Genomic DNA, 21,118 nt, shown 5'->3' on the forward strand with positions numbered 1-21,118 from the left:
CCGATACCAGCCAGGAGCCAGTCCCAGTCCGTATGGCGCTCAAGCGCGTGTTGATTGCCAATAAACCAGGCAACCTTGCTAGCTCTCCTTCTTCGGAGCCCCTCCCTCTGGCCGCCAATTGGCCACCCGGCCGCACTCCTTGATCACATGCTTCAATGGCGCGCCGTCGCGATTGACCAAGCCGTAGGCCGGCGCAAGGCGATAGCGCGTTTCCCTCAATACTTGGCGTGGGCAGCCATGATCCTGCACTTTGGTTTCCCGCCAGGCGTGCGGCATCAGCGCCAGCTTGGGGGCGTAATGCGGATGCTGCGGATGGGGATAATCAACCGAGCCATCGTGATTGCCGAACACTGCCGTGGGATACGAGTGCCGGCTGGCGAGCCACGCTTTCAGCGAGGACAAATGAATGCGCATTGGCAGGCCGGACAGCACCGATTCAAGCTGCAACTGCCCCTACGCCGCCGCCTCCATCAGGGTGCAGCGTGCCTGGTGCAATAGCGCCACATCTCCATCTGCTCCAGCAATGAGCGATAGACATGGCACGCCCACCAGCAAGCAGGCGGCTTCGCCGAAGGTCAGCGAATCGCGCAGCTGCAGCAGTTGGCTTCTGTCCAGGTATTGCATGAATGGGCATGCCTCCTGCGGCGCTGGTTAGATTAAGAAATGCCCGTGGTGGCGTGGACGCAACAGCACCCTGGCATATCACGCCATGCCCTGGCATATCAGGGCATGCATTAGCACAGTTTTCATTTTTGTGATCAATGTGTTGACGGCATTCCGCCCTACGCCCTTTCTCCGGGCGATGCGGCCGGCGCGCGCCGGTGGCCAATTCGGCGTAACCCGGCGCCCCCAGTTTGCGCACGATCAGCACGTCTAGCGGCGCTTTCAACGCCTTGGCGATTTCGGCCCCCACCGGCACGCCGCCGCGCGGCAGCGCCAACACCACCGGCTGCTGATCTTGATAACGGCGGAGCGCCTCGGCCAAGCGCCGGCCGGCATCCCGGCGGTTGGCGAACTCGCCGCGGTGAAGCGTGGGGCGATCGGTTTCCATACCTTCATCATAATGCTTGCGCCACGGCGGGTTCCTAGTGGCTTTGGCCCAAAACAACTGATATTTGTCCATCAGGCCACTCATCTCCTCGGCGTCGTTCCACCACACTGTTTGCAACGACGCCGCGAGCGTCATCGACCCTCGAAAGGAGCCATGATGAAATTCACCCAGATCCGCAACGCCACCGTGATCGTCGAATTCGGCGGCAAGCGTTTTTTGGTCGATCCGATGCTGTCGGCCAAGGGCGCGTTCCCCGCCTTCGCCGGCACGCCCAATGGCGAGCAGGCTAATCCCACGGTCGAACTGCCGTGGCCGGTGGCCGATATCGTCGACGTCGACGCGGTGATCGTCACCCACACCCACACCGATCATTGGGACGACGCGGCCAAGGCGGCGCTGCCCAAGCATTTGCCGCTGTTCGCGCAACACGAACAGGATGCCGCCGCGATCCGCGCGGCCGGGTTCGGCGACGTGCGCGTGTTGGCGGACAAGGCGGTGTTCGAGGGCGTGACGCTGACCAAGACAGGCGGCGAGCACGGCAGTGGCCGGGTGCTGCAAGATTTCGGCAGCCGGCTGGGCGAGGTCAGCGGCGTGGTGTTCCACCATCCGCGCGAGCGCACGCTGTACTTGGCCGGCGACACGGTGTGGAACAGCCACGTGGCGGCGGCGTTGCGCGCGCATCATCCCGACGTGGTGGTGGTCAATTGCGGCGACGCCCGTTTTATCGGCTACGAGCCGATCATCATGGGCAAGGACGACGTGCTGGCGCTACATCGCGCCGCGCCCAGCGCGCTGATCATTGCCAGCCACATGGAGGCGGTCAACCACGCCACGCTGTCGCGGCAGGCGCTGCGCGACTTCGCCCAGGCCGAGGGTCTGCTTGATCAATTGCGCATTCCGCAAGATGGCGAGTCGTATGTGCTGTAGGAAACCGTGCGCGCGCCACCGGGTTCTGCCACGATGATGGGGTATGCGACTTAAGGTAAACCATGAGCCAAGCCCCCTCCGTACCGCGCGTCGTCGTCGTGGTCTATGACCGGTTCAGCCCGTTTCATATATCGGTGCCCTGCATTGTCTTCGGCAACTACCTGCCACCGGACCGGCATTTGTTTCAGCTGACGATGTGCGCCGGCGAGTCGGGGCCGCTGACGTCGACCGAAGGACTGAGTTTCACCGCCGAGGCCGGCTTGGAGGCGCTGCGTGACGCCGACATCGTCATCGTGCCCGGCTGGCGCTCGCCGCCGGATCCACCGTCAGAGGCATTATTGGCAGCATTGCGCCAAGCGTATCAGCGCGGCGCGACGGTGGTCGGCCTATGCTTGGGCACCTATGTATTGGCTTACGCCGGCCTGCTCGACGGCAAGCGCGCCGGCACCCATTGGGAGTGCGAGCGCGATTTCACCCAGCGTTTCCCGGCGGTGCAACTGGATTGCAACGCGCTGTATGTCGAGGATGGCCGGCTGGTGACGTCGGCGGGAACGGCGGCAGGGCTCGACTGCTGTCTACATCTGGTGCGGCAGCATCACGGCAGCCAAATCGCCAACAAGCTGGCGCGCCGGCTGGTGATCCCGCCGTATCGCGAGGGCGGGCAAGCGCAATATATCGAACAGCCGCTGCCGGCCACGACCCAAGATAGCCGCATCAATCGATTGCTCGATCATCTGCGCCAGCACCTGCGGCAGGATTTCAGTCTGGACGCACTGGCGCAACACACCCACATGAGCCGGCGCACCTTCACCCGCCATTTTCACAAGGCCACCGGCATGTCGGTGGGCGACTGGCTGCTGGCCGAGCGTCTCAAGCGCAGCCAGGAACTATTGGAAGCGACCGATACCCCGATCGACCACATTGCCGACCGCGTCGGCTTCGCCTCGGCAGCCATCTTGCGTCAGCAGTTCAAAAAAGCCTTCGGCGTGGCGCCACGCGATTGGCGGCGCACGTTTCTTGGGCGCTAGAGCATGCCAACGCCATGCACGGCGCTTATAATATTCTCCTCGCTGTTTGCCCTGGAGAGCGACGATGCGCGTGATATCTATCGCTTCACTGGCGGGATTGAGTCTTGTCAGCGTGGCCAGTTGGGCCGCCGACAACTGCCAACCCGATAATTTGACCCGCCCACAGCAGGTGGCCTGCCTGCATCAGGACGAGCAGCGCTATGGCCGTCAGGCCGATGCGTTGTATGCGGCATTGCGCAAGGCGATGCCGCCCAAAGACGCGGCGCTGCTGGATAAATCGCATAAGACCTGGAAGGCGTCGATGGACGCCGATTGTCAGCTGACGATGGCGTCGGTCGACGGCTGGGGGCGCGACAGCACGCCCGACGGCGATTTCCAATCCGCCGCCTGCCGCGCCGCTGCGGCGGAAAACCGGGTCGACTTCTACAAAACCCTGCTGTGCCCGGACACGCTGGCCACCGGCGACGAGCCCAACTGCAAGGCACTGCAATCGGCCTTGACCGCCACCGACAAGAAATAGGCCGCGCATTGCCTGCGGCGAATTATCGGTCGCCGAAGGTCGCCGTCATCGCCTCGACAAAGCTGCGCAAGGCGGCGGTGGGGCGGCGGTTGGCAGGATAGAGCACATGCATCGGCCGCGCCGGCCCCTCGTAGCCCGGCAGCACGCGCACCAGCCGTCCAGCGGCGATTTCCGACGCCAGCACATCCTCAGGCCCCAGCGTGATGCCGAAGCCCGCCGTGGCCGCGCGCAGCAGTACCATCCAATGATCGCTGCGCAGCCGTCCATTGATCTGCACTTCCTCGCTGACGCCGTCGCGGCTGAAGACCCAGCGGCAGGACTGGCTTCGCATCCAGTTGGCGTATGGCAGGCAGTCGTGTTGCGTCAATTCGGCCGGATGCATGGGCATGCCGCGCCGGGCGAGATAGGCGGGCGACGCGCACGCCACCAGCCGGTACGGCGCCAGCGGGCGCGCGACCAGCGCCGGGTCGAGCTGGTCGCCGATGCGCACCAGCAGGTCAAACCCCTCCTCCAGCGGATCGACCAGCCGGTCGCTCAGCGACAGATCGATCAGCACTTCCGGGCAGCGCGTCAGGTAGTCGGTGACGAAGGGCGCCAGACTGTGGGCGCCGAAGGTCAGTGGCGCACACACCCGCAGCACGCCACGCGGCTGCGACAGCATCTCGCGGGCAATGTTGTCTGCGCCCTCCACCTCGGTCAGGATTTGGCGGCAGCGGTCGACATAGGCGCGCCCAACGTCGGTCAGGCTCTGGCGGCGTGTGGTGCGATTGAGCAAGGCGGCGCCCAGATGCTGCTCCAGCTGCGCCACATGGCGCGCCACCATTTGCGGCGACAGCGCCAGAGACTCGGCCGCGGCGGCAAACGAGCCCTGCTCCACCGCTTTGACGAACACGCGCATGCTGGTCAGCTTATCCATGATTAACAACTAATAATTGTGAGTAAAGCCAATAATACATTATTTATTCAATTTTAGTAGGCAAATACACTGGGGCAACCTACTCACAGGAGAAACCCCATGAAAATCGGAATCATTGGCGCCGGCTTTGTCGGCCGCACGCTTGGCAAGCTGGCGGCGCAGGCAGGACACGAGGTCATGCTCAGCAACTCACGCGGCCCGCACACCCTCTACAGCACCCGGCCCGGCACCGGCTGCCAGATCGGCACCGTCAGCGAAGCGATCGCGTTTGCCGACGTCGTCGTCGTGGCCATTCCGCTGCAAGCCTACCGCACGCTGCCGGCCGAGGCGCTGGCCGGCAAACTGGTCATCGACACCTGCAACTACTACCCCGAGCGCGATGGCCTGTTTCCCGAGCTGGAGCGGCACGAGACCACCACCAGCGAATTGGTGGCCGCTCACTTGTCCGGTTCGCGCATCGTCAAGGCATTCAATGCCATCAAGATGGGGGACATGGAAACGGACGGACGGACGGCGGGGCACGCCGAGCGCCGGGCGCTGCCGCTGGCGGGTGACGACGCGGACGATAAGGCGCTGGTGGCCGCGCTGTACGAGCAATTCGGCTTCGACGTGGTCGATGCCGGCCCGTTGGCCACGGGCAGCGCCTTCGAGCGCGGCACGCCGCCGTATTGTGTGCCGCTGAGCCAAGCGGCGCTGCGCCGGATGTTGGCGATGCCGCATACGCCAACCTAACGCTTGAACCAATAGCCCAGGATGGTCCCGACGACGCCGAACGCCCATTTTTGTTCGGCGTCGTTGTATTTGGCGCTGAGCAGAATCACGTACAACGCGCTGAGCAGCACCACGATCGAGATGATCACCGGCATCCAGTCGCTGCCGAAATGTTTGCCGCTGAGCCTTTCCGGCGCGCGCAGCACCGCCGGCGTGTCGCGCGGTTCCCAGTGGACCGTCTCGCTCCTGCTGGCCGGATGCGCCTGCCCGAGCCGGTAGCCGCCGTCGCCGGGCGGATAGCCATCGGCCTCGCCAACGTCAAGGCCGGCATCTTGGGGAAAAGATAACGGTGCCGCCGCCTCGGCAGCTTCCTCGATCCGTGCCACGGCGTCGGTGGAGGCATCCAGCCAATGGCCGGTCAGCACGGCCTCGGCATCGGCCGCATGGGCCTCCGGCGCGGACGGTTCCTGGGGATGGCGATCACGCCAGCGCGCGCAGAGCGCCAACACCAGCAAAGCCAACACGCCGGCGATCATCACGAGCCAAGGGAAGAGGTGGGCCATTGCCGTTCCAAAATGCCGCCAAAATTAATGACATACACATAGAGGAGCTATCGCACAGCGCACAGGCAAAAGCAAGGGCGGTCCGCTGTGAGATAGAATCGGCGCTCAGAGCAACCTCATCGTGGTGCGGGCATGGCTATCGAACTCTCTAAAGCCGTTCGGACGGAAGCGGTCGCTTCCTTGCAGAAATACTTTCAGCAAAACATGGATGAGCCGCTCGGCCATCTCGCCGCCGAGGCACTATTGGATTTCTTTGTCGCGGACATCGGCCCGGCGATCTACAACCAGGCGGTGGCGGACGTGCAGGCCAAGCTCCTGACGCGGGTGCAGGAGCTCGACCTGGAGGTGCATGAGGAGGCGTTTCAATACTGGCGCGGCGATAAGCGCGCCAAGCCGCGCAAATAAACGCCGCTACAGATCGTACTGGTTCACCGCCATGCGCATGCGCTCGACCATGCGCGCAAGCTCAATGGTGCGCGTGCTCATGCGCTGCGCGTGCTGCAGCGTGCTGTCGGTCACCTCGGAGACTTGCTCCATGCTGACGGAGATCGAGTGCAGCGCCTGGCTTTGCTCCCCGGTCGCGCTGGATACCGATTGAATGCGCTGCAGGGTGTCGACCATTTCATCGTTGATCGCCAACAGCGATTGGCTCAGCTCGCCGACGCGGACGCAACCTTCCTGAATTTGCTTGTTGCCGGTGCCCATGCCATCGACGACCGCCGTAGTGTCGTTCTTGATGGCCGAAACCATGCCGCCGATCTCCTCGGTGGCCACGTGGGTGCGCTCCGCCAGCTTGCGCACTTCGTCGGCGACCACGGCGAAGCCGCGTCCTTGCTCACCGGCCCGGGCGGCCTCGATCGAGGCGTTCAGCGCCAACAGATTGGTCTGGTCGGCGATTTCCTGAATCACGGCGGTAATGCGGCCGATCTCGTTCGAGCGCTGGTTGAGCGTATCGATCTGTCCGGCCGAATGGTTGATGGTCTGGGTCAACGCCTGCATCGCCGACTCGGCGCCATGCACCTGCGTCACGCCCTGCTTGGCTTGCTCGCCGACGCGTCCGGCCACGTCGTAGGTATCGCGGCTGTGCGCGGCCACCTCGTGCAGCGACTGCGTCATTTCCTCCAGCGCGGCCGCGGTGGAGGCGGCGGAGTCGCGCTGTTCGGCGCAGCGCAGGCGGATGTCCTCGGCGCTCTTACCGGTGACATTCATCACCGACTGCAGCTCATCGGCGATATTCGCCATCCCTTGCAGCGTGGATTGCAACGACGTGATCAGCAGGCTGATCTGGCGCGCCGCCTCATCGCACGGACCGCCCCGCTCGGGCGTCAGATTCAGATTGCCCGAGGCCAGCACCGCGTTCAGATAGTGTTCCAGGCGCACGATGCCGCGCTTGACCGGCAGGCAGCAGGCAAAGACGAAGTAGCACAGTGCCAGCGCGCTGAAGATCGCGCAGGAATAAACGAGCGTGTCCGGCATAGCCGATTTGAACAGCAACGCCGCGGTATTCACCGCCATGCCCAATAGCGCCAGCCCCGCGCCGAATTTGAACGACAACAGCCGTTTCTTGCGTGTGGCCGAGGCGGCCACGGCTTCGCCGTGCCGCACCGACAAGCCGGCGGCGCGCTGATTGATTGCCTTGTACGCCGCGTCCGCGGCGGCGACCTGCTCCCGGCTCGGACGCGAACGCACCGATTGATAGCCGACGACCCGCCCGCCTTCGCGCACCGGTGAAATATTGGCGATCACCCAGTAAAAGCCGCCGTCCTTGCGCCGGTTCTTCACCAGTCCACGCCATGGCAGACCCTGCTTCAAGTCCTGCCACAAATCGGCGAACGCCGCTTCCGGCATGTCCGGATGGCGGACGATGTTGTGCGACGAGCCGATCATTTCGTCCCGGGAAAAACCGCTGATCTCCAGATAGACGTCGTTGGCTTCGGTCACCACCCCTTTGAGATCAGTGCGGGAGTATATGAATTTGCCCTCGGGCAAATAAGACTCAATATCGGTTACAGGCAGGTTTTTCTTCATTGTTCGATCTGTTTGTCATGGATTGTGCAGGCGGGGCAGCTTATCCGGCGATGGTAGGGGGTTTCGCCTGCCTATATCATTGATGCGTATCAATGTTTCGAGTAAGGACAAACACTTATTGCAGCATCTTACAAATAGATGACAGCCAGGGTGGCACATTGAGTTTTTCTTTCCATTAACTATAAAAAACTACTGACCGCACCGTATTCAAACAGGATAACCTTTCACCGGCGGCACAAAGGAATGGGCATGTTCTCCAATAAAAAACTCCACGAAACCATCCAAAACCAGGCACTGCAAATTCAACAACAGCAAGCCATTCTCAATTCGCTCAACCGCTCCACCGCCCAGGTGCGATTCGATCTCGACGGTAATGTCGTCGACGCCAACGAGCGCTTTCTCGCCGTCATGGGCTACAACAGCCTGGCCGAGGCGAAAGGCAAACACCACCGTGCGTTCTGTGATCCGCAATATGCCAGCTCCCCCGCCTATCAGACCTTTTGGTCCGAGTTGCGCGCGGGCAAGCCGTTTATCGGCCTGGTGCAGCGCCAGCGGCGCGATGGCGAGCCGGTATGGCTCGAAGCCACCTACAACCCGATTATCGATGCCGGCGGCAAGGTGACCGGCTTCATCAAATTCGCCAATGACGTCACCGACCGCATTCTGTCGTCGCAGCGCGGCAAGGCGGTGCTCGACGCCATCGACCGCGTGATGGCCACGATCGAATTCAAGCCGGACGGCACCATCACCGCAGCCAACGACAATTTCCTGCGCGTGATGGGCTACAGCGCGCAGGAGCTGATCGGCAAACACCACCGCGCGCTCTGCCCGCCGGACCTGGTCAATTCGGAGGAGTACGCCCAGCTATGGCGCCATCTGCAGAATGGTCAATATTTCTCCGGCAAGATCCGCCGTATCGCCCGCGACGGCAGCGATCGCTGGCTGGAAGCGAGCTATAACCCGGTGTTCGACGACAAGGGGCACGTGGTCGCCGTGGTGAAATTCGCCACCGACATCACCCGCACCGTGCAGACCCAGCATCAGGAACATGACAACACGCTGTTCGCCTTCAATACTTCGCAGCAAACGCGCAAATGGGCCGATGAGGGAGTTGATGGCATCAAGCAGAGCGTGACCGAAATTCAAAGCATGGCCAGCGACATCGAAACCGCCAGCCAGAACGTTCATTCGCTCGGTCAGAATTCACAGCAGATCAGCAGCATCGTGCAGACCATCAAGGAAATTGCCGATCAGACCAATCTGCTGGCGCTCAATGCCGCCATCGAGGCGGCGCGGGCCGGTGAATCGGGCCGCGGCTTCGCCGTGGTGGCGGACGAGGTGCGCAAATTGGCCGAACGGACGTCGTCCTCAACCTCGGAAATTTCCAACATGGTCGTGGCCATCCAAGACAGCACCACGACGGCGATGGGCAATATGAACCAGATTTTGGAGCAGGTGAAAACCAGCTCGTCGCAGATCAATGGCGTGGGCGAGATCATCGCCCAAATCCAACAAGGCGCCGAATCGGTGGTCACCGCGATCCAACAGTTGGCAAGCGAGCATGGTGGCCGCTAAGGCCCCTCTGAACAAGTTATTTGCCACTGTGTTCGGGGCGGCGCCTGGCGCCGGGTTGATTTTTACCGCCCCGTCCCGATGGCCGCTGGCCAGGGCTGGATTGTTGCCGGTAGATCGGGCAGACTGAAAGCGATTTCTCTTGGTCTGCCATGCTTGTGAACAAATACAGCCAGATTTATTCCGACATCGTCGCCGATATCGATAACCAGCGGTATCGGCAGGGTGATCGCATACCGTCCGAAACCGAGCTCATGAGCAGTTACCAAGCCAGCCGCGGCACGGTGCGCAAGGCGGTCGACATGCTGCAAGAGCGCGGCTACGTGCAGAAAATTCACGGCAAGGGCGTGTTCGTGCTCAAGCCGGGCAACATCGAATTCCAGCTCAACGGCATCGTCAGTTTCGAAGAGGCCAACCAGCGCCTTGGCCGCAAAGTATCCTCACGCGTGGCCGAGATGGTAACGCTGCCGGCATCCCCCGATTTGGCCCGCATGTTGGACGTGCCGGAAAAAACACCGCTGATTAAGATCAAGCGCGTGCGCTGCATCGATAACGAAAACATCATTCTCGACATTAACTATTTCGTCGCGAGCCTGGTGCCCGGGCTGACCGACGACGTCGCCGCCGGCTCGATCTACCGCTATCTTGAGCAGGAACTCGGTCTGCACATCAGTTACGCGCAGCGCATCATCGAGGCGCAGCCCTGCAGCGCCGACGACCGCCGCTACCTCGACCTCAACGGCATGGACCACGTCATCGTGGTCAAGAATCATACCCACCTCTACGACGGCCGGCTGTTTGAATACACCGAATCGCGCCACCGGCTGGATAAGTTCTATTTTTCAGATATAGCCCGCCGGTAAGCCCCCGTAGCATGCATTGGCCGCAGGCAAGGCACGTCCGGCACACGTCATCCGAAATATTCCCACCATCGCCACTCGCCGGATGCCATGCTGTTGCGCATGGGCCACGGCTATTTTCAGGTTCTTCGCGGAATCTGGGGGAAGTCAGGATTGACAGCAGGAAAGGCAGGGAGGTGGCAGGCGGCTGTTTTTGGTAAATTGCTAGTCGCGAAACGTACAAATACCCAACCACCTGCCATGCCGAATGCTATGTCAGCCCTCCCGTTTTGGGAAGGGTTCCGCGTCGATTCTTGTGTCGAGCGCGATGATTCTTCTTTGCTGATCACGTTGTCCGAGTCCGATACCCCTCCCATTTGTGGGGCCTGTCACCAACCCTGTTCACTGGTGCACGAACGCCGCCGTCGTCTGGTGCGTGATCGTGATTGCTTCGACCGCAAGGTCTGGCTGGACGTCCCCATCCGCCGCATGGATTGCCATCATTGCGGTACCCGTGTGGCTGAACAGATCAGTTGGCTCGACCGCCATGCCCGTATCACTCACCGTCTATGCCGCTGGGTCGAAACGCTGGTGCAACTGCTCCCCATCAAGCATGTGGCCCAACTGACGGCACTGCACTGGCACACGATCAAGACCATCGACTATCAGCGGCTTGAGCGCCTGCATGGTGATTTCTCTGCACAGGGCGTGCGTCGCCTAGTGATGGATGAGTTCGCTCTGCACAAGGGCCATCGCTACGCCACCGTGATCATGGATGCCGAGACGATGCGGGTACTGTGGGTGGGCGAAGACAATAGCCGCAAGGCCATCCGGCCCTTCTTCGAGCTATTGGGCAAGGCGGGTTGCCAACAGATCGAGGCGGTTGCCATGGATATGAACACGGCGTTTGATCTTGAAGTGCGCAAGCACTGCCCCCATGCCGAAGTCGTCTATGACCTATTCCATGTGGTGGCGCGTTTCGGTCGAGACGTGGTGGACCGGGTGCGAGTGGATCAGGCCAATACTCTGCGTGAACAACCGGCAGCGCGGAGGGTGATCAAACGTTCACGCTGGTTGCTGTTACGCAATAAGGACAATCTGCAAGGCGATCAGGCAGTCAAACTGGACGAATTGCTGGCAGCCAACGCGGCCCTGGCCACGGTGTATTTGCTGAAGACGGAGTTGAAGGAGATCTGGTTCGCCCCCTCCGTGCGGGAAGGATTTCGGCGCTGGAGGCAATGGTACCGGCTGACGATGGAAAGCCAATTGAAGCCGGCGATCCAGTTTGCCCGAAGGCTGAAAAAGTACCTGCGTGGCATTCTGGCCTCGGCCATCTACCGGATGAATTCATCGATCCTGGAAGGCGTGAACAATAAGATCAAGGTCATCAAGCGCATGGCTTACGGTTTCCGGGATTCGGCATACTTCTTCCTGAAGATCAAGAATGCCTTCCCCGGAAAACCGCGATGAACCTATTTTCAGCCACCGCTTAACTCGTATATACGAGTGTTGACTCAACTCGTATATACGAGCTATGGTGCCACCATGCCGCCCCTCATGGTCGGCGCTTGACCGGCTCGCGGCCCGGCTCACCCCGCGGAGAACAACACACTAGGACAACAACATGAGTCACGACTTTCAGCAAATCGCCGCGCGCATCGTCGAGGCGGTGGGAGGCAGGAACAATATCCAACAAGCGGCGCATTGCGTCACCCGCCTGCGTTTGGCGTTGACGGACGAAAGCCGCGTCGATGGCGATACCCTGCGCCAGATCGATCTGGTCAAGGGCCATTTCAGCAATAGCGGGGTCTATCAGATTGTCATCGGCGCTGGCGACGTCGAGCGCGTGTACGAGGCGCTACTGGCGCTCACCGGCCTTGCGCGCGCCACGGTGGCCGACGTCAAATCGACCGGCGGCAGCAAGCAAAACAAGTTGCAGCAGTTGGTGAAGGTGTTCTCCGACGTATTCATGCCCATTTTGCCGGCCATCATCGTCGCCGGTCTGTTGATGGGCGTGAACAACCTGCTCGGCAGCCCGGGCATGTTCATCCCCGGCAAGAGTCTGCTGGACGCCTACCCCGGCCTCTCCGGCGTCTGGGGCTTGATCAACATGATGGCCAACACCTCGTTCGTGTTCCTGCCCGCGCTCGTCGGCTGGTCCGCCGCCAAGCGTTTCGGCGGCAGCGAGATCCTCGGCATCGTGCTCGGCCTGCTGCTGGTGCATCCGGATCTGCTCAACGCCTGGAACTACGGCAAGGCCGCCGCCGGCCTGGACGGCGCGTCCCTGCCCTATTTCGACCTGTTCGGCGTACTGCATATTGAAAAAGTTGGCTATCAGGGTCAGATCCTGCCGATTCTGATCGCCACCTGGGTGATGTGCCACGTCGAACGGTGGCTGCGCGCGCGGGTGCATAACTCGGTACAGCTTTTGATCGTGCCGATCGTCACCATCGTGGTCAGCGGCTTGTTGGCGCTCGCCGTCATCGGCCCGCTGGCGCGCCATCTCGGCATGGCCATCACCGACGGCCTGGTACACGTGTTCAATCTGGCTCCGGTATTGGGCGCCATGCTGTTTGGCGCGCTGTATGCACCAATGGTGGTCACCGGTATGCACCATATGTTCATCGCCGTCGACCTGCAGCTGATCGCCACCCAAGGCAGCACCTTCATTTGGCCGATGATCGCCTTGTCCAATATCGCCCAGGGCAGCGCCGCGCTGGCCATGTTCCTGGTTTCGCGCGATAACAACGATAAGAGCATGGCCACCACCTCGGCGCTGTCGGCTTATTTCGGCATCACCGAGCCGGCGATGTTCGGCGTCAACCTGCGCTTCAAGCTGCCGTTCTACGCCGCGCTCACCGGTTCGGCGCTGGCGGCTGCCACCATCACGTTGAGTCACGTGCGCGCGCTGGCGATCGGCGTTGGCGGCCTGCCGGCCTTCATCTCGATCGTGCCGCAACATATCCCGATGTTCCTGGTGGGCATGTTGGTTGCCATCATCGTGCCGATCGCGGTGACGTTCGCGCTGGCGGCGCGCATCCGCATGCAACTGGCCACGGCCTGACCCCTCCGAGGACAGCGAGAGCAAGCGTATGCAACACGACATCAAGACCGCCGTGGTCTACCAGATCTATCCGAAGAGCTTCTACAGCCACCACGGCAACGCCACCGGCGATTTAGCCGGCGTGATCGACAAACTCGACTATCTGGCCTGGCTCGGCGTCGATTATCTGTGGCTGACACCGTTCTTCCAGTCGCCGCAGCAGGACAACGGTTACGACATCAGCGACTACTACGCCATCGATCCGGCCTACGGCACGATGGCGGACCTGGAACGGCTGATCGCCGAGGCCAAGTCGCGCGGCATCGGCCTGATGCTGGACATCGTGGTCAACCACACGTCGACCGCGCACGCCTGGTTCCGCCAGGCGCGGCAAGGACGCGACAACCCTTATCGCGACTTCTACATCTGGCGCGACACGCCGAACAATTGGCAGTCCAAATTCGGCGGGTCAGCCTGGGAATTCGACGCGGACAGCGGCCAGTACTATCTGCACCTGTTCGACAAGACGCAGGCGGATCTCAACTGGGCCAATCCGGCGGTACGCCAAGCCGTCTACGCGATGATGCGCTTTTGGGCCGACAAGGGCGTAGCCGGTTTCCGTCTCGACGTGATCAACCTGATTTCAAAGCCGGGCGACTTTCCCGAAGACCACAGTGATGGACGCCGCTTCTACACCGATGGTCCGCGGATACACGACTATTTGCAGGAGATGCACCGAGAGGTATTCGCCGGGCGCGATTTGTTGACGGTGGGCGAAATGTCGTCCACCAGCATGACGCACTGCATCGACTATACCCAGCCGACCCGACGCGAATTGTCGATGGTGTTCAATTTCCACCATCTCAAAGTGGATTACCCCAACGGCGAAAAATGGGTGGCGGCGCCGTTCGATTTCATCGAGCTCAAACGCATTCTGTCGGCATGGCAGGTGGGCATGGTGTCCGGCGGCGGCTGGAACGCCACCTTCTGGTGCAACCATGACCAGCCGCGCGTGGTCTCGCGTTTCGGCGATGACGGCCGCTACCGCGTCGAGTCGGCCAAGATGCTGGCCAGCGTGCTGCATGGGCTGCGCGGCACGCCCTACATCTACCAGGGCGAGGAGATCGCCATGGCCAACCCGGGCTTTACGCGCATCGACGACTACCGCGACGTCGAGAGTCTGAACGCTTGGCATGCCCTGCGCGCGCAAGGCGTTGCCGCTGAGGCGGTCTTGGCCGCCATCCGCCAGAAATCGCGCGATAACGCGCGCACGCCGATGCAATGGGATAACGGCCCCCATGCAGGCTTCTCGCGCGTCGCACCGTGGATCGATGTCGCGCCGGACGCGGACCGCGTCAATGTCGCCGCCGCCCTGGCCGACCCCGGCAGCGTGCTGCATCACTATCGCCAGCTGATCGCGCTGCGCAAGCGGCATCCGATCTTCGCCGACGGCGATTATCGCTGCCTGACGCCCGAACACCCGGCGATCTGGGCCTATCTGCGCGCGAGCGAGGCGGCGCGGCTCTTGGTCATCGCCAACTTCCGCGCCGAGCCGCAGGACTTCGACCCGCCGCTGGCGCCGTTGCCGGTAGGCTGGCGCTGGCGTCTGCTCAGCGCCAATTTGCCCGCTTCGCCCGATCAGCCCGGCCCGCTACGGCTGCGCCCCTATGAGGCGCTGATCTACCTGGCCGAGCGCTAGGGACCCGCTGCAGCAGTTATTTACCGCTGCGGCGGCCCCTGACGGGCATGCCGGGGGATTCTTATCGCGCCTGGCCGCCGGCTTCGAGGCTGGCCAGGAGCTCGGCGAGCCGATTGTCGAGGCTTTGCTGGCTGCGCGCGCTCAACCCTTGCAACAGCGCCTGCTCGTTGGCCACATGCGCCGTCACCGCGGCGTCGATCAGCGCAAAGCCGGCGTCGGTCAACCGCACCAGCGTACTGCGACCATCCTCCGCGCTGTCGGCGCGCACGATCCAGCCTTTCTCTTCCAGTACGTGCAAGCGGTGGGTCAGCGTGCCCGACGTCACCATCAATGACGAAAACAAGGCGGTCGGCGTCAGCGAATACGGCGCGCCTGCGCGGCGCAAGGTCGCCAGCACGTCGAACATCCACTGGCTGAGCCCGAACTGAGCGAATACCGTATCCAATTGCCTTTCCAGCAACAGCGCGCAGCGTTTCATCCGCCCAAGCACGCCCATGGCGAACACATCCAGATCGGGCCGCGCCAGACGCCACTGATCGAGAATATGTTCAACCGCATCGTTTTTTTGGTTTTCTTCCATAGAGAATTTACCTTGAATTCAAGATTTATTTGCCTTGAATTCAACTTATCTGTTATGTTGAATTCAACATAATTATACGACAGGAAACCATGATCATGCACCCGAACTCACTACGCTGGCGCGATGTCGTGCTTACCGCCCTCACCCCCGTTATCTGGGGCAGCACCTATATCGTTACCACACAGCTGCTGCCGCCCGACCGACCGTTCACCGCGGCGTTGATCCGCGTGCTGCCCGCCGGTCTGCTGCTGGTGGTGGCCAGCGGCGGTCGCCTGCCGCGCGCGCTATGGGGGCGGATGCTGATTCTATCCGCCCTCAATATCGGCCTGTTCCAAGCATTGTTGTTCGTCGCGGCCTACCGTTTGCCTGGGGGGCTCGCCGCCGTGCTCGGCGCCACGCAACCGCTGTTAGTCATGTCGCTCGCTTGGGCGCTGGACCGCCAGCAACCAGCCCGGCTGGCGCTATGGGGCAGCCTGGCCGGGGTTGCCGGCATGGCGGCTTTGCTGCTGTCCCCCGGCAGCCGCTGGGATAGCATCGGCATGCTGGCGGCGATGGCCGGAGCGGTGTCGATGGCGTGCGGCACCTATTTCAGCCGACGCTGGCAATCGCCGCTGCCGGTGATGGCGGTGACCGGCTGGCAATTGCTGCTCGGCGGCGTGATGCTGCTACCGCTGGCGCTCGCAGCCGATCCGCCGCTGCCGGCGCTCGGTCCTGGCGCCTGGCTCGGTTACGGCTACTTGAGCCTGTTCGGCGCGTTGCTGGCGTATTGGCTCTGGTTTCGCGGCATTGCTCGGCTGCCGACCGTGGCGGTGTCCTCGCTGGGGCTGCTCAGCCCGCTGACCGCGGTACTGCTCGGCTGGCTCCTGCTCGGGCAGACCTTCACGTCCGTGTCGCTGATCGGTCTCGCCACGGTGCTCTCCGGCGTCTCGGCGGTGCAATGGGGCATGATGCGCCGTCCGGCCCGCGGCTAACGCTACTGCCCGCCGCGCACAACATACTGACTTTTTATCGTTTGACGCCGCATGGGACGCGAACGATGATGTCGGCACTGATTCAGGTGTCCCTCGCCCACCCGGGCCGGGATGAAACGGGAAGCCGGTGCCGCTGCCATGCAGCCAGTCCGGCGCAGCCCCCGCTGCTGTAGGCCTGACGACGCGACCATTCCGCCACTGGGCGTTTTTCTGCCTGGGAAGGCCGGCCGCCGAGGAGGAAGGCAAGCCAGAAGACCGGCCTGAATCGTTCTGTGCTGGGGCCGACCCCGGCCCCGTCGACCCCGGAGGGGGGATGCAAACGGAAGGCATGATTCAGCATGGCAATTCACAAAACCTATTACCTGGCGACCATCGGCTCGAGAACCCGTCTCGGCGGCGAAGTGGTCACCGCATCAGCCAACATGGAATTGATCGCGCTCGTTGGCGACAAGGTCCGTTATCCGGACGGTTCCGAAACCGAAATCATCTCCGGCGCCGGCAGCCTGCTTCTGATCGCCGGCCGCCCGGCGGCCATCGTCGGCAGCGAACTGGCCAATGGCGACCGCATCGTCACCACGACGCAAACCAGCTGCGCGGTGGTGCCCGACGGCAAACGCGCCGTCGGCTTCCTCGACCCGGCGTACCGCGCATTGCATTAGTAAAAAAAGCCGGTCGCTCGCGCGACCGGCTTTATCACCCTTGAATACCGCGATTACTTGCCGCTGACTTCGGCTTCCGATTCCGGCATCGGCAGCTTGCCTGCGGCGCAATGGCGTTCGTAGCGAACAACCATGTACCAGCCGATGATGGCGAAGATCACCACGCCGCCGACGGACATCATCGCTTCCTTCATGTTGGCCGCGACGTCATCGCCCATGTACACATGCACCAGCGGTTCGGCCACGGTGAACACGTTGGCAAAACCGATCACCAGCATTGCGCACCAGGCCATGAAGGCGCCGGAGGCGTTGGTCTTGAAGATGCGGATAGGCTTTTCAACCTTGTCGTTCTTCAGATAGTGCAGGTACGCGTAGATGATGAAGATCACCGGCACGGTCATGGTGACGTTGGTCAGCGTGATCAGGTTTTGCACCAGATCCTTCACCGCGTCGCCGCCGAGCGTGCTCAACAGAACCATCACCACCACCAGACCGAGTTGCCACATCAGGGCCACGGTCGGCATGCCGTTCTTGTTTTCCTTGCTCCAGCTGGCCGGGAAGATGCCTTCCGGCACGCCTTCGATCATTTGCTTCAGCGGGGCGTAGATCAGCACGAAGAAGGCACCGGACAGCGCGCAGAACATCGAGACGCCGGTATAGGCGGCGAACAGGTTGCCCATCGTGGTCGCGGTGCCGGCGCTCAGGTTCAGGCAGGCAGCCACGGTGGTGCCCAGCGTGAACATGAAGTAGTACACCGCGTTACCGGCGTAGAACAGGCCGGTACCGCCTTGCTTGGTGGTCATCACGTCATGGATGATCGCCGGCGAGCTGCGGTCGATGAACCAGGTCGCGGCGAAGATACCGAAGCAATAAACGAAGATGCCGACTGCGGCGCCGATCATCAGGCCGCGCTTAACGTTCTTTTCCGGGTTTTCCAGCTTGTCGACCAGACCGCCGACCGCTTCGACGCCACCGTAGGCGAAGATCGCGTACACGGCGAAACCGAACATGCCGACCATGCCCACCAGGCCGTCACCGCCATACTTGGAGAACTTCGGCACAGTGGTCAGATCCGCCCAGCTGTAGGAGCTGGCAGTGTGGAAACCATGGCTTGCCAGGATGAACACGGCGCAGACGATCAGCACCACGTTCAGCGACATGATGGCGATGCCGCCGACCGACGCGAGCTTGGACAGACGAGTCACGCCATGGGTGATCACGTAGGTGATCAGCGAGATCACGCAAATCCCGATCAAGCCCATACCGATCGGACCCAAGATGTCCTTGACGAACTTGGTGGCATGCGAGAAGCCGCCCGGGATAAACGGGGACAGCGCATACGACAACGGGATGGTGATCGTGCTAGCCACGTTCATCATCCAAGCAACGTACGAGAACCACCACATGAAAATGGTGATGAACCCGAGCTTGCGGCCAAAGCCGCCGCCGACGCTGCGTTCGATCCACGAGTAAATCCCGCCCTTCTCGTTCTTGAAGCTTGCGCCCATTTCGGCGCAAATGACCGAATACGGCAAGAAGAACAGCAGACCGGTTACCACGTAGAACAGGATCGAGGATTGACCCATGTAGAAAATACCGCGGGCGACGTTGGAGAACCCAAGCACCGAGGTAAAGAACATGAGCACAAATCCAACCAATGTAATTTTTTGAGCTGGAGTATTTGTTGACACGATACATCTCCCTGAGTGGGCTTCGAACTGCCGGCTCCCAACATCGCCGGAACCTTGACCGCTTCGAAACCAGATCTAACTACGAGCTATTGCCTCATGTGCAATGACGCCTGATCGCGCTTCGGCTTGTCGCCCAGGGCGGACAAACCGTCCCGCACGGGATCAAGAAACAGGTTCGTTTCCTGCTGCACAACCAAACGTTTTCAGGTGTCTTACACGGCCACCTTGGCGACGGGGTCTCGAACTTGGATGCCATTCCACCATTGTCCTGGCGCATCCGGCCGATAACCCACTGTTTTTGTTGTAACCAAGGAGGCTCGCGCACATTATGCTCATGCGAGAAATGACAAGACGTTGTCGTTTATCAAAAAAACTACGCTTAAGCCTCCTCATGTAGCACATATGCTGCGTTAATAGCCCAAAGAAGCATGATTTTGTGTTATTGGGTATAACCGCGCAATGATACCTATGGGCCGTGCCACCTTGTTTTCCGGCCGTTGTCCATCCAGTTGGACGATGGCTATGGCAGGGCGGCGGCATGCAATAGAGAAAGTAGAAAATTACTTTTCCCTGATATGGCGCGAGTATTTAAATGGCATGGCTGTTCGATGAGTGGATTAATCAGGCCAATAAACCCACAGCGAGACATGTCTGATACGAAAAAACCACGTCAATTTCATGACAATAGCATTGACATACACACGAAGCGATCAGAAAAGGCTATCATTTCAGCCAGGTAAAGTAGGGTGGGTTAGTAAGATGGAATGGCTGTTGACACTGCAAGCGTGGCTGTGGGTTCTGGTGCTGCCCCTGGCACTCTTGGCGGCATGGGCGCTGCGGCAAGCGACGCGGCACAGCACACGGCTGCGCGGGCGCGAACTCCCCTTGCGCATGCAACAACTCACCCACCATCGGGCTCATGGCGAGCCGCAGGAGCGCACCATGGTGCGCTGGTCGCGCATCGTCAAAAAATCGAATACCGCCTTTTGGACCTACGTCAGCCAGCGGCAGGACCCCAAGCAATAACGCCCCTCAGAACGTGAAGCGCCAGCCCACGCTGACGATCGTCCGGCGGCTGGCATACAGCGGAATATCGGAATCGTCGGTAATGAAGGCATAGTCGGCGCTCAGCGTCTGCTGCCGGCACCATTGCCAGGACAGCGCCACCGTTTCGTTCCAGATCGACTCGCTGCGCGGGCGAAGAAATCCCGGGTCGGCCTGGCGATAGTCGTCGGCCTCATGCGACAGTACACCGTGCAAATCCCATTCGGGCGTCAAATGGTAGCCCAGGTCCGACGACGCGATAATCACCCGCCGGCTGCCGCCGGCGCGGTTATAGACACCATCATCCTGGCCGCGATAGGCCGCCGTCACCCAGCGCAGCCGGTCGTGCAGAAAATTCTGCGTCAACGCCACCCCAACCAGGACTTCATCGCTGTCGTAATTGCGCATGTGCCAATCGGTATAGCGCGCACTGATATATTGCGATACCAAGCTCAACTGGCGGGTGGGGGACAGCGGTTCACGCCACTCCAGCGTGGCGCCGGTGTTATGCAAATACTCGCTGCCGCCCAGCGTCTGATCTTCGGACTGCACCAGGCCGATCAACGTGCCGCTGCCCAGCTGCCAGCCGGCGCCGCCCTGCATGCCGGTGATGGTGCGATCGAATTGATGCAATTGCAGGTAGGTGCGGTACTTGATCCGGGGCAACATATACAGGGTCAGGTCGCTACTGGCATGCCAGGCCAACGAACCGCCCACTTCGACATCGTTGTAGGCGCTGCCTTCCGCGCGCGAATCGGGGTCGAGTTTGATCGGCAGAGGCGAATAGCCCGGCGCGCTGATGGTTAAGAGCTGAGTGGCCGAGTTGACGTTCGAGTCCCAGCCGGTTTCATTGGCGATGTAGCCATCAAATGCCCAGCGGCTGGTCGCCCGCCGCAGCGCTTCTTGCATGGCGGCGATCTTCTGTTGCGCCACCGGCGGTGGATTCAGGCCGATGGCGTGTTGCAGCGCTTCCCGCGCGCGACTGTTTTCCCCTTGCCGCAGATCGGCGTCGGCCAAGTCAAGCCAAGCAGCGCCGTTCTTCGGATGGGCCACGACGGCGCGCTCCAGCACCCACGACGCGGCTTCGGCCTCGCCATTCGCCAACAAGGAGAACCCGAGCAGATGGTCGAAAGCCTCATCGCCGGCACATGCGGTTTCATGTGCCTGCAACGCGCGCACCGCTGCCGCGGCATCGCCGCTCTCCAGCGATTGGCGGGCATCATGGACGGTAGCGACACAACTGTCGGCAAGAACGCCCCCCGCCGCAACACTCAGC

20 protein-coding genes, 1 pseudogene and 1 riboswitch are annotated in these 21,118 nt (G+C 61.6%); of the genes and pseudogenes, 13 read left to right on the plus strand and 8 right to left on the minus strand.

Translation table 11 applies throughout. From position 1 onward, the window contains the following. Positions 1–78 precede the first annotated feature (78 nt). Positions 79–447: a hypothetical protein gene (locus JOZ06_RS06415; protein ID WP_293230219.1), complete on the minus strand. Its 369-nt coding sequence runs from the start codon at positions 445–447 to the stop codon at positions 79–81. A 6-nt stretch (positions 448–453) separates the two neighbouring features. Further along, positions 454–624: a hypothetical protein gene (locus JOZ06_RS06420; protein WP_293230222.1), complete on the minus strand. Its 171-nt coding sequence runs from the start codon at positions 622–624 to the stop codon at positions 454–456. Between the two features lie 580 nt (positions 625–1,204). Between JOZ06_RS06420 and JOZ06_RS06425 the strand changes: the two genes are divergently transcribed. The 3 genes from JOZ06_RS06425 (at position 1,205) to JOZ06_RS06435 (ending at position 3,526) form a co-directional block, all read left to right on the plus strand. Beyond that, positions 1,205–1,978, plus strand: a complete 774-nt coding sequence (locus JOZ06_RS06425) for an MBL fold metallo-hydrolase (protein WP_293230224.1) — start codon at positions 1,205–1,207, stop codon at positions 1,976–1,978. A 62-nt stretch (positions 1,979–2,040) separates the two neighbouring features. Continuing rightward, the gene (locus tag JOZ06_RS06430) at positions 2,041–3,006 is read left to right on the plus strand and encodes a helix-turn-helix domain-containing protein (protein WP_293230227.1); all 966 of its coding nucleotides are present in this window, start codon (positions 2,041–2,043) and stop codon (positions 3,004–3,006) included. A gap of 64 nt (positions 3,007–3,070) precedes the next feature. Next, positions 3,071–3,526: a lysozyme inhibitor LprI family protein gene (locus tag JOZ06_RS06435; protein ID WP_293230230.1), complete on the plus strand. Its 456-nt coding sequence runs from the start codon at positions 3,071–3,073 to the stop codon at positions 3,524–3,526. A 22-nt stretch (positions 3,527–3,548) separates the two neighbouring features. On the opposite strand, the gene JOZ06_RS06440 is transcribed toward JOZ06_RS06435, so the two are convergent. Further along, complete coding sequence (locus JOZ06_RS06440; RefSeq protein ID WP_293230233.1) at positions 3,549–4,442, minus strand: LysR family transcriptional regulator; 894 nt, start codon at positions 4,440–4,442, stop codon at positions 3,549–3,551. A 69-nt stretch (positions 4,443–4,511) separates the two neighbouring features. Between JOZ06_RS06440 and JOZ06_RS06445 the strand changes: the two genes are divergently transcribed. Next, positions 4,512–5,174, plus strand: coding sequence for an NADPH-dependent F420 reductase (locus JOZ06_RS06445; RefSeq protein WP_293230372.1), 663 nt, complete (start codon positions 4,512–4,514; stop codon positions 5,172–5,174). On the opposite strand, the gene JOZ06_RS06450 is transcribed toward JOZ06_RS06445, so the two are convergent. Next, positions 5,171–5,716, minus strand: coding sequence for a hypothetical protein (locus JOZ06_RS06450; RefSeq protein WP_293230235.1), 546 nt, complete (start codon positions 5,714–5,716; stop codon positions 5,171–5,173). The genes JOZ06_RS06445 and JOZ06_RS06450 overlap by 4 nt on opposite strands. Before the next feature lie 132 nt (positions 5,717–5,848). Between JOZ06_RS06450 and JOZ06_RS06455 the strand changes: the two genes are divergently transcribed. Beyond that, entirely contained in the window at positions 5,849–6,121 is a 273-nt protein-coding gene (locus tag JOZ06_RS06455; RefSeq protein WP_293230238.1) for a DUF2164 domain-containing protein, read from the plus strand. A 6-nt stretch (positions 6,122–6,127) separates the two neighbouring features. Here JOZ06_RS06455 and JOZ06_RS06460 read toward each other — a convergent pair whose 3' ends face one another. Then, positions 6,128–7,744, minus strand: coding sequence for a methyl-accepting chemotaxis protein (locus tag JOZ06_RS06460; protein ID WP_293230241.1), 1,617 nt, complete (start codon positions 7,742–7,744; stop codon positions 6,128–6,130). Between the two features lie 249 nt (positions 7,745–7,993). Between JOZ06_RS06460 and JOZ06_RS06465 the strand changes: the two genes are divergently transcribed. From JOZ06_RS06465 to treC, 5 genes and pseudogenes are all read left to right on the plus strand, one after another. Beyond that, positions 7,994–9,319: a PAS domain-containing methyl-accepting chemotaxis protein gene (locus tag JOZ06_RS06465; protein ID WP_293230244.1), complete on the plus strand. Its 1,326-nt coding sequence runs from the start codon at positions 7,994–7,996 to the stop codon at positions 9,317–9,319. A gap of 149 nt (positions 9,320–9,468) precedes the next feature. Beyond that, the gene (gene treR / locus JOZ06_RS06470; RefSeq protein ID WP_293230246.1) at positions 9,469–10,179 is read left to right on the plus strand and encodes a trehalose operon repressor; all 711 of its coding nucleotides are present in this window, start codon (positions 9,469–9,471) and stop codon (positions 10,177–10,179) included. A gap of 306 nt (positions 10,180–10,485) precedes the next feature. Then, positions 10,486–11,625, plus strand: a pseudogene (locus tag JOZ06_RS06475) (ISL3 family transposase); the annotation flags it as partial. A 154-nt stretch (positions 11,626–11,779) separates the two neighbouring features. Beyond that, positions 11,780–13,219: a PTS system trehalose-specific EIIBC component gene (treP, locus tag JOZ06_RS06480; RefSeq protein WP_293230248.1), complete on the plus strand. Its 1,440-nt coding sequence runs from the start codon at positions 11,780–11,782 to the stop codon at positions 13,217–13,219. Between the two features lie 28 nt (positions 13,220–13,247). After that, positions 13,248–14,897 (plus strand): alpha,alpha-phosphotrehalase, encoded by a 1,650-nt coding sequence (treC, locus tag JOZ06_RS06485; protein ID WP_293230251.1) that lies wholly within the window; start codon positions 13,248–13,250, stop codon positions 14,895–14,897. A 61-nt stretch (positions 14,898–14,958) separates the two neighbouring features. Here treC and JOZ06_RS06490 read toward each other — a convergent pair whose 3' ends face one another. Beyond that, positions 14,959–15,477, minus strand: a complete 519-nt coding sequence (locus JOZ06_RS06490; protein ID WP_293230254.1) for a MarR family transcriptional regulator — start codon at positions 15,475–15,477, stop codon at positions 14,959–14,961. 95 nt (positions 15,478–15,572) lie between these two features. On the opposite strand from JOZ06_RS06490, the gene JOZ06_RS06495 reads away from it, so the two are divergent. Next, positions 15,573–16,448, plus strand: coding sequence for an EamA family transporter (locus tag JOZ06_RS06495; RefSeq protein ID WP_293230257.1), 876 nt, complete (start codon positions 15,573–15,575; stop codon positions 16,446–16,448). Between the two features lie 67 nt (positions 16,449–16,515). Next, positions 16,516–16,727: riboswitch (cobalamin riboswitch) on the plus strand. A gap of 59 nt (positions 16,728–16,786) precedes the next feature. After that, complete coding sequence (locus JOZ06_RS06500; RefSeq protein ID WP_293230260.1) at positions 16,787–17,107, plus strand: PAAR domain-containing protein; 321 nt, start codon at positions 16,787–16,789, stop codon at positions 17,105–17,107. 53 nt (positions 17,108–17,160) lie between these two features. Here JOZ06_RS06500 and yjeM read toward each other — a convergent pair whose 3' ends face one another. After that, positions 17,161–18,798, minus strand: coding sequence for a glutamate/gamma-aminobutyrate family transporter YjeM (yjeM, locus tag JOZ06_RS06505; RefSeq protein WP_293230263.1), 1,638 nt, complete (start codon positions 18,796–18,798; stop codon positions 17,161–17,163). Positions 18,799–19,557: 759 nt separating this feature from the next. Here yjeM and JOZ06_RS06510 point away from each other — a divergent pair. Then, positions 19,558–19,824 carry a hypothetical protein gene (locus tag JOZ06_RS06510; protein WP_293230266.1) on the plus strand — a complete coding sequence of 89 codons (267 nt, stop codon included), beginning with the start codon at positions 19,558–19,560 and terminating at the stop codon, positions 19,822–19,824. A 6-nt stretch (positions 19,825–19,830) separates the two neighbouring features. Here JOZ06_RS06510 and JOZ06_RS06515 read toward each other — a convergent pair whose 3' ends face one another. Further along, positions 19,831–21,012: a tetratricopeptide repeat protein gene (locus JOZ06_RS06515; protein ID WP_293230269.1), complete on the minus strand. Its 1,182-nt coding sequence runs from the start codon at positions 21,010–21,012 to the stop codon at positions 19,831–19,833. Positions 21,013–21,118: the final 106 nt, after the last annotated feature.

Origin of the sequence: Paludibacterium sp., assembly GCF_019232825.1 — a bacterium.
Taxonomy (GTDB): Bacteria; Pseudomonadota; Gammaproteobacteria; order Burkholderiales; family Chromobacteriaceae; genus Paludibacterium.

Bases quoted from the DNA above. Each gene is read 5' to 3' on its own strand.
- JOZ06_RS06490 (WP_293230254.1), bottom strand. From the start codon at position 15,477: ATGGAAGAAAACCAAAAAAACGATGCGGTTGAACATATTCTCGATCAG.
- JOZ06_RS06465 (WP_293230244.1), top strand. From the start codon at position 7,994: ATGTTCTCCAATAAAAAACTCCACGAAACCATCCAAAACCAGGCACTG.
- JOZ06_RS06425 (WP_293230224.1), top strand. From the start codon at position 1,205: ATGATGAAATTCACCCAGATCCGCAACGCCACCGTGATCGTCGAATTC.
- treC (WP_293230251.1), top strand. From the start codon at position 13,248: ATGCAACACGACATCAAGACCGCCGTGGTCTACCAGATCTATCCGAAG.
- JOZ06_RS06450 (WP_293230235.1), bottom strand. From the start codon at position 5,716: ATGGCCCACCTCTTCCCTTGGCTCGTGATGATCGCCGGCGTGTTGGCT.
- treR (WP_293230246.1), top strand. From the start codon at position 9,469: ATGCTTGTGAACAAATACAGCCAGATTTATTCCGACATCGTCGCCGAT.
- JOZ06_RS06510 (WP_293230266.1), top strand. From the start codon at position 19,558: ATGGAATGGCTGTTGACACTGCAAGCGTGGCTGTGGGTTCTGGTGCTG.
- JOZ06_RS06500 (WP_293230260.1), top strand. From the start codon at position 16,787: ATGGCAATTCACAAAACCTATTACCTGGCGACCATCGGCTCGAGAACC.
- JOZ06_RS06455 (WP_293230238.1), top strand. From the start codon at position 5,849: ATGGCTATCGAACTCTCTAAAGCCGTTCGGACGGAAGCGGTCGCTTCC.
- treP (WP_293230248.1), top strand. From the start codon at position 11,780: ATGAGTCACGACTTTCAGCAAATCGCCGCGCGCATCGTCGAGGCGGTG.
- JOZ06_RS06430 (WP_293230227.1), top strand. From the start codon at position 2,041: ATGAGCCAAGCCCCCTCCGTACCGCGCGTCGTCGTCGTGGTCTATGAC.
- JOZ06_RS06440 (WP_293230233.1), bottom strand. From the start codon at position 4,442: ATGGATAAGCTGACCAGCATGCGCGTGTTCGTCAAAGCGGTGGAGCAG.
- JOZ06_RS06420 (WP_293230222.1), bottom strand. From the start codon at position 624: ATGCAATACCTGGACAGAAGCCAACTGCTGCAGCTGCGCGATTCGCTG.
- JOZ06_RS06495 (WP_293230257.1), top strand. From the start codon at position 15,573: ATGCACCCGAACTCACTACGCTGGCGCGATGTCGTGCTTACCGCCCTC.
- JOZ06_RS06435 (WP_293230230.1), top strand. From the start codon at position 3,071: ATGCGCGTGATATCTATCGCTTCACTGGCGGGATTGAGTCTTGTCAGC.
- JOZ06_RS06460 (WP_293230241.1), bottom strand. From the start codon at position 7,744: ATGAAGAAAAACCTGCCTGTAACCGATATTGAGTCTTATTTGCCCGAG.